The 13300-nt window shown below is 71.7% G+C and carries 11 protein-coding genes; 6 read left to right on the top strand and 5 right to left on the bottom strand.

The annotated features are described in order from the left end of the window. Positions 1–82: 82 nt before the first annotated feature. Positions 83–1444, bottom strand: coding sequence for a glutamine synthetase family protein (locus tag PWG71_RS21940; RefSeq protein ID WP_274811820.1), 1362 nt, complete (start codon positions 1442–1444; stop codon positions 83–85). Between the two features lie 244 nt (positions 1445–1688). Here PWG71_RS21940 and PWG71_RS21935 point away from each other — a divergent pair, with 244 nt between their 5' ends. The 3 genes from PWG71_RS21935 (at position 1689) to PWG71_RS21925 (ending at position 5060) form a co-directional block, all read left to right on the top strand. Further along, the gene (locus PWG71_RS21935; protein WP_274811819.1) at positions 1689–3467 is read left to right on the top strand and encodes an NAD+ synthase; all 1779 of its coding nucleotides are present in this window, start codon (positions 1689–1691) and stop codon (positions 3465–3467) included. A 100-nt stretch (positions 3468–3567) separates the two neighbouring features. Continuing rightward, a complete protein-coding gene (locus PWG71_RS21930; protein ID WP_274811818.1) occupies positions 3568–4155 on the top strand; it encodes an RNA polymerase sigma factor in 588 nt (195 codons plus the stop codon). Further along, positions 4152–5060, top strand: coding sequence for a hypothetical protein (locus PWG71_RS21925; RefSeq protein WP_274811817.1), 909 nt, complete (start codon positions 4152–4154; stop codon positions 5058–5060). The genes PWG71_RS21930 and PWG71_RS21925 overlap by 4 nt, the downstream gene beginning before the upstream one ends. 108 nt (positions 5061–5168) lie before the next feature. Here PWG71_RS21925 and PWG71_RS21920 read toward each other — a convergent pair whose 3' ends face one another. From PWG71_RS21920 to PWG71_RS21910, 3 genes are all read right to left on the bottom strand, one after another. Further along, positions 5169–8159, bottom strand: coding sequence for a helix-turn-helix transcriptional regulator (locus tag PWG71_RS21920; protein WP_342455999.1), 2991 nt, complete (start codon positions 8157–8159; stop codon positions 5169–5171). 67 nt (positions 8160–8226) lie between these two features. Next, positions 8227–8433: a hypothetical protein gene (locus PWG71_RS21915; RefSeq protein WP_274811815.1), complete on the bottom strand. Its 207-nt coding sequence runs from the start codon at positions 8431–8433 to the stop codon at positions 8227–8229. Positions 8434–8794: 361 nt separating this feature from the next. Next, positions 8795–8983 (bottom strand): hypothetical protein, encoded by a 189-nt coding sequence (locus tag PWG71_RS21910; protein WP_274811814.1) that lies wholly within the window; start codon positions 8981–8983, stop codon positions 8795–8797. 263 nt (positions 8984–9246) lie between these two features. Between PWG71_RS21910 and PWG71_RS21905 the strand changes: the two genes are divergently transcribed. From PWG71_RS21905 to PWG71_RS21895, 3 genes are all read left to right on the top strand, one after another. Then, positions 9247–9894, top strand: coding sequence for a hypothetical protein (locus tag PWG71_RS21905; RefSeq protein WP_274811813.1), 648 nt, complete (start codon positions 9247–9249; stop codon positions 9892–9894). Between the two features lie 73 nt (positions 9895–9967). Further along, positions 9968–10309 (top strand): hypothetical protein, encoded by a 342-nt coding sequence (locus PWG71_RS21900; RefSeq protein WP_274811812.1) that lies wholly within the window; start codon positions 9968–9970, stop codon positions 10307–10309. A 366-nt stretch (positions 10310–10675) separates the two neighbouring features. Further along, positions 10676–12475 (top strand): carbohydrate-binding module family 20 domain-containing protein, encoded by a 1800-nt coding sequence (locus PWG71_RS21895; RefSeq protein ID WP_274811811.1) that lies wholly within the window; start codon positions 10676–10678, stop codon positions 12473–12475. A gap of 102 nt (positions 12476–12577) precedes the next feature. On the opposite strand, the gene PWG71_RS21890 is transcribed toward PWG71_RS21895, so the two are convergent. After that, positions 12578–13177 carry a D-alanyl-D-alanine carboxypeptidase family protein gene (locus PWG71_RS21890; RefSeq protein WP_274811810.1) on the bottom strand — a complete coding sequence of 200 codons (600 nt, stop codon included), beginning with the start codon at positions 13175–13177 and terminating at the stop codon, positions 12578–12580. Between the last annotated feature and the right edge of the window lie 123 nt (positions 13178–13300).

Below are 13300 nucleotides of genomic sequence, written 5' to 3'. Positions count from 1 at the left end.
CCGCCCATCCGGGCACCGGGGTCCGGGCCCGGAACGACGAGGCCCCGCCCTGGAAGGGACGGGGCCTCGTTCACGCGAAGTCCTACAGGGTCGGCAGGTACCGCTGGAGCTCGTACGGCGTCACCTGGCGCCGGTAGTCCCGCCACTCGGCCTTCTTGTTGCGCAGGAAGAAGTCGAACACGTGCTCGCCCAGCGTCTCCGCGACCAGCTCGCTGTTCTCCATCAACCGCAGCGCCTCGTCCAGGCTCTGCGGTAGCGGCCGGATCCCCAGCGCGCGACGCTCGGAGTCGGTGAGCGCCCACACGTCGTCCTCGGCGCCCGGGGGCAGCTCGTACCCCTCCTCGATGCCCTTCAGACCCGCCGCCAGGATCACCGCGTACGCCAGGTACGGGTTGCACGCCGTGTCCATGGACCGGATCTCGATCCGGCTGGAGTTGGACTTGCCGGGCTTGTACATCGGCACCCGCACCAGGGCGGAGCGGTTGTTGTGCCCCCAGCAGATGTACGCCGGCGCCTCGCCGCCCATGCCCGCCGAGGCGGCCGGGTCGTCCCACAGGCGCTTGTAGGAGTTCACCCACTGGTTGGTCACCGCGGTGATCTCGTCGGCGTGCCGCAGCAGGCCCGCGATGAACCCGCGTCCCACCTTGGACAGCTGGTACTCGGCGCCCGGCTCGTAGAAGGCGTTGCGGTCGCCCTCGAACAGCGACAGGTGCGTGTGCATGCCCGAACCCGGGTACTGGGTGAACGGCTTGGGCATGAACGTCGCGTACACGTCCTGCTCCATCGCCACCTCCTTCATCACGAGCCGGAAGGTCATGATGTTGTCGGCGGTGGTCAGCGCGTCCGCGTACCGCAGGTCGATCTCCTGCTGGCCCGGCCCGCCCTCGTGGTGGCTGAACTCCACGGAGATGCCCATGGCCTCCAGCATGTTGATGGCGTTGCGCCGGAAGTCGTGGGCGCTGTTGTGCGGGGTGTGGTCGAAGTAGCCGCCGGAGTCGTTGGGCACGGGCAGCTCGCCCAGTTCGGGCATCTTCTTGAGCAGGTAGAACTCGATCTCGGGGTGGGTGTAGAACGTGAACCCGAGGTCGGAGGCCTTGCTGAGCTGGCGCTTGAGGACGTGCCGGGGGTCGGCCGAGGAGGGCGACCCGTCGGGCATGAGGATGTCGCAGTACATGCGCGCGGTGCCGTGCGGTTCGTTGCGCCAGGGCAGGACCTGGAAGGTCGACGGGTCCGGCTGGGCCAGCATGTCGGCCTCGTAGACGCGGGCGAAGCCCTCGATGGCCGAACCGTCGAAACCGATGCCCTCGGAGAAGGCGGCCTCCAGCTCGGCGGGGGCCACCGCCACGGACTTGAGGTACCCGAGCACGTCGGTGAACCACAGCCGCACGAACCGAATGTCGCGCTCCTCCAACGTGCGGAGCACGAATTCCTGCTGTCGATTCACGATCAACCTTCCTCGATGGCGGTCGTCCCGTGTCACGGTCCGACGTTCTCGGAGCCCGGCCGGGCTGGGTGTCCCGGCCCCAGTGTGCCGTGCGCATATTTCCGGGGTATTTCCGCAGCCGCCCTCCGGGCCGTCCGGTTCCTCCCCTGTACTCGCATTATGGCCGGTGGCGGGGGTCCTTCGACCCGTCCCGGGGCCTACCCGCTCCGAGACCGGAGGGAACCCTCCGGTTAGGCTCGGTGCCGTGGCACAGCTGAGAATCGCACTCGCCCAGGTCAACCCGACGGTGGGGGACCTGGAAGGCAATCGGTCCATCGTCGTGGACGCCGCGCGGCAGGCCCGGGAGCGGGGCGCGCACCTGCTCGCCCTGCCCGAAATGGTCGTCACCGGATATCCGGTGGAGGACCTGGCCCTGCGCAACTCCTTCGTCTCGGCCTCGGTCAAGTCCGTGCACCGACTGGCCGCCGACCTGGTCGCCGAAGGCCTCGGCGACCTGCCGGTGGTGGTGGGTTTCCTGTCGCGGCGGGAAGGGCCCGGTGCCCGTTACGGCCAACCGGCGGGCGCCCCCCAGAACGCGGTGGCCGTCCTGTACCGGGGCGAGGTGGCGCTCACCTCCGCCAAGCACCATCTGCCGAACTACGGGGTGTTCGACGAGTTCCGCAATTTCGTGCCCGGCGACACACTGCCGGTGGTGCGGGTGCGCGGGGTGGACGTGGCGATCGCGGTCTGCGAGGACCTGTGGCAGGAGGGCGGCCCGGTCACGGCCACCCGAGCGGCCCGGGCGGGGCTGTTGCTGTCGCTCAACGGGTCCCCCTACGAACGGCACAAGGACGACGTGCGCCTGGAGCTGTGCCGGCGGCGCGCCCGCGAGGTGGGGGCGGCGCTGGCGTACGTGAACATGGTCGGCGGCCAGGACGAGCTGGTCTTCGAGGGCGACTCGCTGGTGGTCGACGCCGAGGGGGAGCTGGTGGCGCGCGCCCCCCAGTTCACCGAGACCCTGCTGGTGGCCGACCTGGAGCTGCCGGAGGCGGGGCGGGACCCCCGGGCCGCTCGGGACGGCGACGTGGTGGACGGGTTGACCATCGTGCGGCACACCGTGTCGGCCGACACCGTCGAGCCCTACGAGCCGCTGGAGAACGTCGTCACCCCCCGTCCGGATCCGCTCTCCGACGTCGGTGAGGTGTACCGGGCACTGGTCACCGGTCTGCGCGACTACACGGCCAAGAACGGGTTCGCGTCCGTGCTGGTGGCGATCTCCGGGGGGATCGACTCCGCGCTCGCCGCGACCATCGCGGTCGACGCGGTCGGCGCCGACCGGGTGCACGGGGTGCTGCTGCCCAGCGCGCACTCCAGCGACCACTCCATCACCGACGCCGAGGAACTGGCCCGGCGGCAGGGGTTCGCGGCCCGGACCATCGCGATCGCGCCCATGGTGGACGCCTTCGAGGCGGCCACGGAGAAGGCGGAGGCCCGCCTGGGCGGATTGGCGGCGGAGAACCTCCAGGCCCGGGTGCGCGGCACCCTCGTGATGGCCCTGTCCAATGAGGAGGGCCATCTGGTGCTGGCCACCGGCAACAAGAGCGAGGCCGCCACCGGCTACTCGACGTTGTACGGCGACTCGGTGGGCGGGTTCGCGCCCATCAAGGACTGCTGGAAGACCCTGGTGTGGGAGCTGTCCCGGTGGCGCAACGCGGAGGCGTCGCGCCAGGGTGAGACCCCGCCGATCCCGGAGAACTCCATCGGCAAGCCGCCCAGCGCCGAACTGCGCCCGGACCAGCTCGACACCGACTCGCTGCCCGATTACACGATGTTGGACGCGGTGCTCGACGCCTACATCGGCACCGACAAGGGCGAGGCCGAGCTGATCTTCGCCGGGTACGACCCGGAGCTGGTGCGCAAGGTGATCCGGTTGGTGGACCGGGCCGAGTACAAGCGCCGCCAGTCCGCGCCGGGCACCAAGATCAGCGCCCGGAACCTGGGGCGGGACCGGCGGCTGCCGATCACCAACCGCTGGACGGTCTGACCCTCCTTCCCTCTTTCTCCGGACCCCGCCGTAACGCACGGCGGGGTCCGGACATGTACGGGGTCGTAAGGATCGATCACCGAAGAAGAAGGGTCGACCATTGCCCCGACAACATCGGACACGGTCGCGCGAGGAACACGTCGCCCGGTTCGAGGAACTGTACGAGGCCACGTTCCGTGACGTCCTGGGCTACCTGTTGCGTCGCACACAGGATCCGGAGGGGGCCGCCGACCTCGTCGCGGAGGTGTTCACCGCGGTCTGGTCCCGGATCGACGACGTTCCGTCGGGCGAGGAGGCCCGGCCCTGGATGTTCGGCGTGGCGCGCAACGTGCTCGCCAACCACCGGCGCGGGGACCGCCGCCGGTCGGCGCTGGCGATGCGGTTGCGCGCCGAACTGGCGGGGGTGACGGTCTCACCGCCGTCCCCGGAGCACGGCATGGGGGAGATCGGACGGGTGTTCCGGTCGCTGTCCGAACAGGACCGGGAGGTCCTCACCCTGGCGGGGTGGGAACGCCTCGACGCGGGGCGGATCGCGGTCGTGCTCGGGTGTGCCCGGGGCACGGCCCGGGTGCGGCTGCACCGGGCCCGGTCGCGGTTCGCCAAGGCCCTGCGCGGGGCCGATATCGATCCGGGCGTCGTCCCCTCCGGCGCCGCCACCTCCACGGCTCTGAAGGGAGCGACCCGATGAACACCGTTCCGTCCCACCGGCCCGGCCATCCGATCGATCGTGCGGTCGAGGCCCTGCGGCCCACCGTCCGCGGCGTGGACGGGATCGATCCCGCCCGCTCCCCGGGCGCCCGGGAACTGGCGACCCTGATCATGGCGGATCCGAGGGATCCGGATCTCGCACGGCGCCCCCGGCGGGGTCGGGCGCTGTGGGCGATGCCGGTCGCCCTGGGGGTGGCCGCGTCCGTGGTCGCCGGTACGTTCCTGGTCCTGGCCCCCGATGAGCGTCAGGAGCTGATCCGCACTCTGACCCCGGCCGGGCCTCCGGTGGCGGACATCGTCGTCGAGGACGGGTTCGTCACCGCGAGGCTGCTGCGCGCCGACGCCGAGCCCGCGGACTATCGGGCCGAGTTCGCCGAGTACGGGGTGGACGCGCGGATCGTGTTCGAACCGGTGTCCCCGGGCATGGTGGGCGAGCTGGTGCACCTGGACACCGACGCCGGGACCGAGAGCCTGGAGGAGGGCGGCGGTATCGAGGTCGAGGAACCCCTGGGGGAGTGCTCGATCGAGGACGGGTGCCCGGCGGTCGTCCGGATCCCGGTGGGGCACCCGACGCCGGTGGTGATCGGTTTCGGCCGTGAGGCCCGTCCGGACGAGCCCTACTCCATGTCGCAGGCGGCGAACGCCCCCGGCGAGCCCTTGGAGGGCGTGGAACTGGAGGGGGTCACCGTGGGAGAGATCCGCACGGTACTGGGCGAACGGGGTCTCGATGTGGGCTTCTACATCGCGCCCCCGCCGGAGGGCGCCGAGGGGTACGGGGAGAATGAGATGGCGGTGCTCTCCGAGGGGGAGGTCGGCGACGACCGCATCGTGGTGGACGTGATCCTGGAGTCCCCGGGCGGCGTGTACATCGAACTGGAGTCCTGACCGCGAGGGGGCCTTCGAACGAGGGCCGTCTCTCCGCCCCGGCCCGAGGACGGCGGGCCGGGGCGCACACGGGCGATGAGGGGACGGGGCCCCGCGGGGAGCGGGACCTCAGCCCAGACCGAGCTCCCTCAGCCGGGCACCGGCGGTGGCGCGGTTGGGTACGCCCAGCTTGGCCAGGATGTTGGACACGTGCACGCTCGCGGTCTTGGTGGAGATGAACAGTTCCTCGGCGATGCGCGCGTTGGTGCCGCCGGCGGCGAGCAGCCGGGCGACCTCCACTTCGCGGGCGGTCAGTCCGGCCGGGGCCGCGGGGGCGGACGTATCGCCGGTGGGGCCGACGCCGATACGGCGCGCCAGGTCGGCGGCGGACGCCGCCAGGGGGACCGCGCCCAGGTCGGCGGCGGTCGCGTGGGCGGCGCGCACCCAGTCGCGGGCCCGGTCGCGGTGGCCCGCGTTCATCGCGGCGACGGAGGCCCGCAGCCGAGCGGAGGCCAGGTGCAGGGGCATGGGGGTGGCCTCCCACGCGGTGACCGCCTCGGTCCACAGCTCCAGCCGCTCGGCGGCTCCGGTGTCGTCGATCTCGGCGGCCCCGGCCAGGACGCGGGCCCGGTGGGCGCGCTGGGGGGTGCCGGTGATCTTCATGGCCTCGACGACCTTCACCGCCAGGATCAGGACACGGCGGGCGCGGGCCGCCGTCTCCTCGGGGCGGCCGGGCTCGATCCCCCGGAGGGCGGCCTCGACCATCACGTCGACGAGGGGCCAGGTGTAGCCGCGCGAGGCCTCCAGCTCCAGCTGTTCCAAGGCCCGTTCGGACAGGACGAGCACGGCGTCCACCGAACCTTCGGCCAGACCGGTCTCCAGTTTGGCCAGCAGGTCCAGTTGGACGACGTTCATGCGCTGGGCGTCCAGGACTCGGTCCTCGCGCGCCCAGCCGGAGACCCTGCGCGCGGTCTCCAGGTCCCCCGTGGCGGCGGCGCTGCGGGCCAGTACCGCGTCCACGTAGGAGCGGTCCTTGACGGTGGCGCGGGTGCGCAGGATCATCTCGCAGATCTCGCGGGCCTGGCGCAGGTCGCCGAGCTCGAAGTGGATCTCGGCGCGGTTCTGGTGGTTGAACGTCTTGTGGACCGAGGCCCAGCCCATCTCCTCGTGGCGGGCCAGGGACTCCTCCAGGACCCGCAGCCCCTCCTCGTGGCGGCCCAGTTCGCGGAGGAAGTGTCCGAGGTTGCCGGCGCCGCGGGCCTGGAGGGAGGGTTGGGAGAGCTTCGCGGCGATCTCCATGCCCTCCTCGATGAGCGGGCGCCCCCGGTCCATGTCGCCGTCGCCGATGTGGAGGCTGCCCAGGGTGATGCGGGCGTCGGCGGCCGCGCACCGGTCCGCGGGCTCGGCGGTCTCGGCCAGGGCGATGGCCTTCTCGGCGAGTTCGCGGGCCGAGTAGCCCGCCTCGCGCAGGTCCCGCAGTTGCTCCTGGTCGGGTGGGACGACGCGGTCGGCGCGGTGGCGCAGGCTCTCGCGGGCCAGGGTGGACAGCAGCGGGGCGTAGCCCGGCATGTGGGGCGGGTGCAGTTCCAGGGCCTTGACGAGGTCGGTGATGCCTCCGCCGCAGGTGCTCAGGGCGCGGGCCAGGCCGCGGCGGCGCAGCAGGGTGGCCTTGACGGCGCGGGTGTGCTCGTCGGAGGGCGTCTCGGGGAGGGTGGCCAGGGCCTCGTCGGCGAGTTCGAGGGCGCGGCGGTCGCGCCCGGCCTCCACGGCGGCCCCGGCGGCCCGGGAGACGACCTCGGCCCAGGTCTGCCCCTGGACGCGTTCGTGGGCGTCGGGCACCTTGTCCCACAGGGACAGGACCCGTTCCAGCATGTCGAGTTCCTCGCTGTAGGCGAGGATGTCGCCGGCGCGGACGGCGGCCCACCAGGCCGACTCCAGCGCCTGGGGCAGTTCCCGGGCGGCCATGTAGTGGTGGGCCTCCTCGGCGGCGCGCCGGTCGAAGGGGAACAGGTCGGGCCGTTCGTCGATGAGCAGGGCGAAGCGCAGGTGCAGGCGGGTGTGCGGGCCGGGGAGGAGTTCACCGTGGACGGCGTCGCGCAGCAGGGCGTGCCGGAACCGGTAGCCGTCGCCGTGGACCTTGAGGACGTTGGCGTCGACCAGGGTGTGCAGGGCGGTTTCGAGGTCGCGGTCGGGCAGGTCGGCGGCGTGGCGCAGCACTTCGTGGTCGATGCCGCCGGAGACGGCTCCCACCGACGCCGTGCGCAGGACGGCCCGGGCGGTGTCGTCGAACCGGTGGAGGGGTTCCAGGAGCAGGTCGCGGAACCGGTCGGACACGTCGTCCTCGGTGGCGGGAGCGGTGGCCAGGGACTCCACGAACAGGGGGACGCCCTCGGTGCGCCGGTAGAGCTCTTCGAGGTCGTGCGGCGAGAGGGGGCGGCCGCCGCGCAGGGCGGTGGCGTGGTCGCCGGTCTCGGTGAGGGTGAGCGGGGCCAGACGCAGTGACGTGACGCCGGGGACGCGTTCGAGTTCGGGGAGCAGCCGGCGCAGCGGGTGGGACCGGTGCAGGTCGTCGCTGCGGTAGGTGGCGACGATCTGCACACCGGGGAGTTCGAGGTTGCGGATGAGGAAGACGAGCAGGTCGCGGGTGGCGCTGTCGGACCAGTGCAGGTCTTCGAGGACGAAGGTGACGCCGGTGTCGCCGGCGCTGTGGTGCAGCAGGCGCAGGACCTGTTCGAAGAGGATGCCCCGGTTCTCGGGCCGGCCGATGGAGAGTTCGCCCAGTTCGGGAAGGAGACGGGCGAGTTCGCCGGTACCGCCGGGGGCGGCCGCCGTGAAGATCTCGGGCCCGTGTGCGCGCAGGAGCTGGCGCAGTATCGCGGTGAAGGGTGCGTAGGCCAGGCCGTCGCCGCCGAGTTGGAGACAGGCGCCGACGTACACCGCGCCCTGCGGGAGGGTGGCGGCGAACTCGCTGATGAGCCGACTCTTGCCGACGCCCGCGTCACCGCCGACGAGGACCATGCCGGGGGTGGAGGTGCGGGTGCGGTGGGCGTGGTCGCTCAAGGCGCGAAGCTCGGCCTCACGGCCGATGAACACCGACCCGTTGTCGACAAGAAGGGGCATATCGCTCATTATGCCAACCTCGTATGACTTTGTCGGGAAATTACGCGGGGGCGGGCCGGAACACGCCTTAGGCGGCCCGGCCGAAACGCCCCTTCCCACCGGTGTTCTCGACCTTGGCCCGGTCGCGGGCCTCGTCGCGGCGACGCGCGGCCTCACGTCGGATCCCGGCGTCGCGCAGACGCTCCTCGTGCATGGCGCGGGCGGTCCGACCGAGTAGTTCGGTGTTCATCACGGGGTGCTCCTCGAAGCGGTGGTGTCCGTCGGTGTCCCTCACCGACGACTCCACGATCCCGCTGAGAACCCCACCTCCGCATCGGGAGAAAACCCTGTTTCCGCAGGGGGCGTCCGGCACGCCGCGGACCGTGTCTAAGACATCGGGGGCCCGACCCCGGCGGATCGGGGTCGCGTCTGAGACATCACGGGTCCGCCCTGAGCGCGGGCCGGTTCCGGACCCCCCGGAACGCTCGGCGGCGATCCGGGCGACCATGGTCCGGGGCGGGTCGCGGAACCGGTCGGGACCTCGCCGGACCGGCGGGTCGGCGGCGGCCGGCGCGGGGGACGCCGTCGGTGCGGCGGCGGTGGGTGTGCGCAACGCCGCCGGGAGAAGGGCCGTGGGCACCCTCGTCCCCATCGGTTCAAGCGGCGCGGTCGGAGGAGCGCGGATCCCGCTCGCGGCGCCTCCGGCGTTCGGCACGACGCGCGGTGCGGCGTTCGGCGCGTGCCCTGGCCCGCGCCGCACGGGCGGCGGCGCGGTGCGCGATGCGGCGGACGTCCTCCTCGGTCAGGGATCGGGCGTGGGTCGGGAACAGGGCCTCGTGGTACACGGTCTCCTCCTTCTGAGGGGCGGCGACGGGGTACGCCCGCCGCCTTCACCTCCACGATCGGTCTGAGGCGAGGGAGGGCGCATCGGGAGAAATCCCCGCTTCCGGGTGTTCTCGTGGTCTTAGGCGGGCACGGGCGCCTTAGTCGGGTTCGGGGGGCTCGTCGAGCGGATGGAGGGGCACTTCGGGCGTGTCACTCAAGGCGATCGGACACTTACTCATAGTTGGCTTGATCCGTGTCGGATCCGTACGGACGGAGGACTCGGATGATGGTGAACATCGAGGACGATCGACGCGGTCGGTGGCGGGCCACCGGGGTGGCCGCGTTGGTGGGGGCGGGCCTCCTGGCCGTCGCCCCGGCGGCGCTCGCGGACCCCGTCCGGGAGGGAGCGGAGGCGGACCCGTCCGCGGCGGCGCCGGGGCAGGAGGCCTTCGTCGGCCTCTCCCTGGTGGCGGAGGGCGGGGGGACGCCGCTGCCCGGACACGAGGTGGTGCTGCGGACGACGGTGGCCAACGGCGACCCGGAGGGGGAGGTGCGCGGCGCCCACCTGGCCCAGCACGTGCCCGACGACTTGGAGGTGGTCGAGGTGGACGGCGAGGGCGTCCTGGCGGGCGGCATCGTCAACTGGCGGGTCGACGTGCCGGCGGGCGGGGAGCAGGTCTACACCGTGCGGGTGCGGGTGGGCGAGGACACCGAGGGGACGGAGCGGTTGATGAGCACCGCCTGCCTGTTGCTGGAGCGGGACGCCGACCCGACGGCGTGCGCCAGCGACACGGTGGTGGTGGCCTCCCCGACGGTGATGTCGCGGATGTCGGAGGCGATGAACGGCGGGGCCCTGGCCCGGATGGCGGGGGCGGTGCTGTTGGTGGGGCTGGGATGGACGGTGTGGCGGCGTCGTGTCGGGACGCGGTGAAGTCCACCCGATCGTTACGTCAGGGTGTCAGTAAAAAGCATTCGAGTACTACGCGCGGTAGTACTCTAGTCGCATGGACATCTTCTACTCCGCGCTCGTCTTCCTGCACATGCTCGGGCTCGCCGGCATCATCGCGGGCTTCCTCATGCAGCTGATGACCGACCATCCCAAATCCCCCAAGGTCCTGCTGCACAGCTCCCTCCTCCAGTTCGTCACCGGCCTGGCCCTGGTGGGCGTGGCCGAGATGGCCGACCTCTACGACCCGGACCACATCAAGGTCGCGGTCAAGCTCGTGATCGCGCTGGCCATCGTGGTCCTGGGTGTGCTCAACCTGCGCAGGCCCGCCAAGAACCTGGCGATCATCGCCGGCGTGCTCGCCATCGTCAACATCGGTGTCGCCGTCTTCTGGGGCTAGGTCCCGTCCTTCGGGCGCCCTCGCACGAACCGAAGCGCAGCGGAGGTTCACAGGAACACCCGAGAACCGAGGGGCGACGTCCCCTTCGAGGCCGGTGGTGGTGCGGAACCCGTGATCCGCGCCCCGCCGGCCTTTCGCTTTGCCGGGTGACGCAACTTCTTGCGCGATCCACCCCGGTGACGGGCCGTCACGCGCTGGAATCGGCACCGTTCCTCGCCGGCCCGGGGACCGAGTCCCTTTTTTACGCGCGGGTTCAGGTGTATTCACAAAGCCGACACGGGTCGGTAATGTGCTCGGCATCACGCAAAATCTTGCGTTTATCGCAAGAGCATGCGCGACCTCCGCACAAGTGAACCAGGAGCGCCGATGCACCGACGCACCCCCCTCCGAGCGGCCGCCGCCGCGACCCTCCTTCTTCTGCCACTGGCCGCCCTCCCCGCGTCCGCGGCACCCCTGCCCGTCCCCGCTGAGGCGGGCGCCGCCCCGGTCACCCCCAACGACGAGACCCTCGTCCAGCTCTTCCAGTGGAACTGGAACTCCGTCGCCACCGAATGCGAGGAGTTCCTCGGCCCCAACGGTTTCTCCGGGGTCCAGGTCTCCCCGCCCCAGGAACACGTCGTCATCCCCTTCGCCGAAGGCGGCAACCACCCCTGGTGGCAGGACTACCAGCCGGTCTCCTACAAGCTCGACAACACCCGGCGCGGCACCGCCGAGGAGTTCGCCGACATGGTCGCGACCTGCCGCGACAACGGCGTGCGCATCTACGTCGACGCCATCGTCAACCACATGACCGGTGACGGCGACGGTGTGGGCAGCGCCGGCACCGCGTGGGCCAAGTACGACCACCCCGATCTCTTCGGCGACGGCACCGCCGGCTACTCCCACGCGGACTTCGGACCCTGCTACGAGGAGATCGCGAACTGGAACGACAAGGAGGAGGTCCAGAACTGCCAGCTGGTGGGTCTGGCCGACCTCAACACCGCCGACCCGCGGGTCCGTGACCAGATCAAGCGCTACCTCAACGGGCTCGTCGACCTCGGGGTCGGCGGCTTCCGGGTGGACGCCGCCAAACACGTCCCCGAGGCGCACATCGCCGACATCTTCGGAGACCTGAACACGGTGCCCGGCTTCGGCGGCACCCCGCGCGTCTTCCACGAGGTCTACGGCGACGCCACCGTCCCCTACACCGCCTACGCCCCCTACGGCGAGGTCACCAACTTCGACTACCAGCGCGACCTGGCCGGGAAGTTCAAGGACGGGAACATCTCCGGGCTCGCCCAGATCCCGAACCACGGTGGCCTGACCTCCGACCAGGCCACGGTGTTCATCGACAACCACGACACCCAGCGCTACCACCCGACCCTCACCTACAAGGACGGGGACCGCTACCACCTGGCGACCGCGTTCATGCTGGCCCACCCCTACGGCACCCCCGTGGTGACCGCCGGCTACGACTTCGGCACCAACGTCACCGAGGGCCCGCCCAACATCGGCGCCGTCGGGGGCAACCCGGCGGGCTGGATCACCGAGGACACCGACTGCTCCACCGGTGAGTGGGTCTGCTCCCACCGCCACCCCACCGTCGCGGGCATGGCCGCCTTCCGCGCCTCCGCGGGGAACGCCGGGCTGACCCAGCGGGCCACCGACGGCAACGGCCGCCTCGCCTTCGACCGGGGCTCCCGCGGGTTCGCCGCGTTCAACGCCACCGGGAGCGCCTGGAGCCTGACCGCCGACACCTCACTGCCCGACGGCACCTACGACAACGCCGCCGGCGGCGGCACCGCCACCGTCTCCGGGGGTCGGGTCACCGTCCAGGTGCCCGCGAACGGCGCCGTGGCCCTGCACGTCGACGGCGAGTGCGAGGACGACTGCGGCGGCACCGACCCGGTCGTCCCCGGCGGCGAGCTCTCCGCCGTGGTCTACACGAACTGGGGACAGGAGGTGTACGTGGTCGGCTCCACCCCGGCGCTCGGGTCCTGGAACCCGCACCAGGGCGTGAAACTGTCCACCGACGCCACCACCTACCCCACCTGGGCCGGCACGGTGACCATCGGAGCCGACACCGAGTGGAAGCTCGTCAAGGTCGACGGCTCCGGGAACGCGCAGTGGGAGTCGGGGTCCAACCGGATCGGCCCCGCCGCCAGCGTCACCTGGAACAACGGCTGATCCTCCCCTCGATACCGGTGCCCCCGCGCTCCCTCCTCCTTCGGCGCGGGGGCGCCCCCCCGTCCGGGTCGGGACCGGCGGTTCACCGGGTCCCCTGTCCCCTCATCGCCTCACCGAGGCGTCGTCGGCCGGAGGGGGACACTCCTCGCCCGGTTCGACCACCAGCTCGTAGTGCCACACCTCGTTGGCGTAGGTCTGACACAGCCCGTACTCGCCGCCGAACCGTGAGAACCAGTAGGCGGCCTCGGTACGGCCGATGTCCACCGCCTCCCCGGTGACGTGGGCGGACCCCTCCGGGGACGCCACCCACCGGCGGGCCTCCTCCTCGCTCGCGTACAGGTCCACCGCCGCGTCCCACAGGAACTCCTGGTACCGCTCGCTGCGCCAGCCGCTGATCACCACCACCTCCTCGACCCCGGCGGCCTCCGCGGCCTCGGCCGCCTCGCGCACCGCCGCCAGCAGATCCGCGTCCAGGCCCGTCAAGGCGGGCACGTCCGCGTCGACGTCGAGCCCCTCGCCCTCCGGCACGTACCCGTCGTCCTCGGTCAGCGGCGTGAACCGGGTCACCGGCGTCCGCGACACCGTGGCCCCCTCCCCGCCGGCGTCCCCCGCGGGGCCCTCCGCGGTCCCGACCGCACAACCACCCGACACCAGCACGGCCGCCACGGCGGCGATCGCCGCGAACCGACGCGATGCGCCCACGGTCTCCCCCTCGCTCCGGAACCGGGCCCGTGCCCGGTCGACGGGTCCCAGGCCACCAGGAGGGGTGTTGCGCCCGTGTCGGACGATCGCGCAACACTCGCGCAACACGGTGTCCTCCTAGAC

It is taken from the genome of Nocardiopsis sp. N85 (genome assembly GCF_028882275.1).
GTDB classification, from domain to species: Bacteria; Actinomycetota; Actinomycetes; order Streptosporangiales; family Streptosporangiaceae; genus Nocardiopsis; species Nocardiopsis lambiniae.
Note: the sequence above shows the minus strand (reverse complement) of the source record. Positions and strands in the feature narration are given on the sequence as shown.

What these genes read in the sequence shown, in the direction of transcription:
- PWG71_RS21925 (WP_274811817.1), top strand. Translation starts at nt 4,152, where the DNA reads ATGAACACCGTTCCGTCCCACCGGCCCGGCCATCCGATCGATCGTGCG.
- PWG71_RS21920 (WP_342455999.1), bottom strand. Translation starts at nt 8,159, where the DNA reads ATGCCCCTTCTTGTCGACAACGGGTCGGTGTTCATCGGCCGTGAGGCC.
- PWG71_RS21895 (WP_274811811.1), top strand. Translation starts at nt 10,676, where the DNA reads ATGCACCGACGCACCCCCCTCCGAGCGGCCGCCGCCGCGACCCTCCTT.
- PWG71_RS21905 (WP_274811813.1), top strand. Translation starts at nt 9,247, where the DNA reads ATGATGGTGAACATCGAGGACGATCGACGCGGTCGGTGGCGGGCCACC.
- PWG71_RS21900 (WP_274811812.1), top strand. Translation starts at nt 9,968, where the DNA reads ATGGACATCTTCTACTCCGCGCTCGTCTTCCTGCACATGCTCGGGCTC.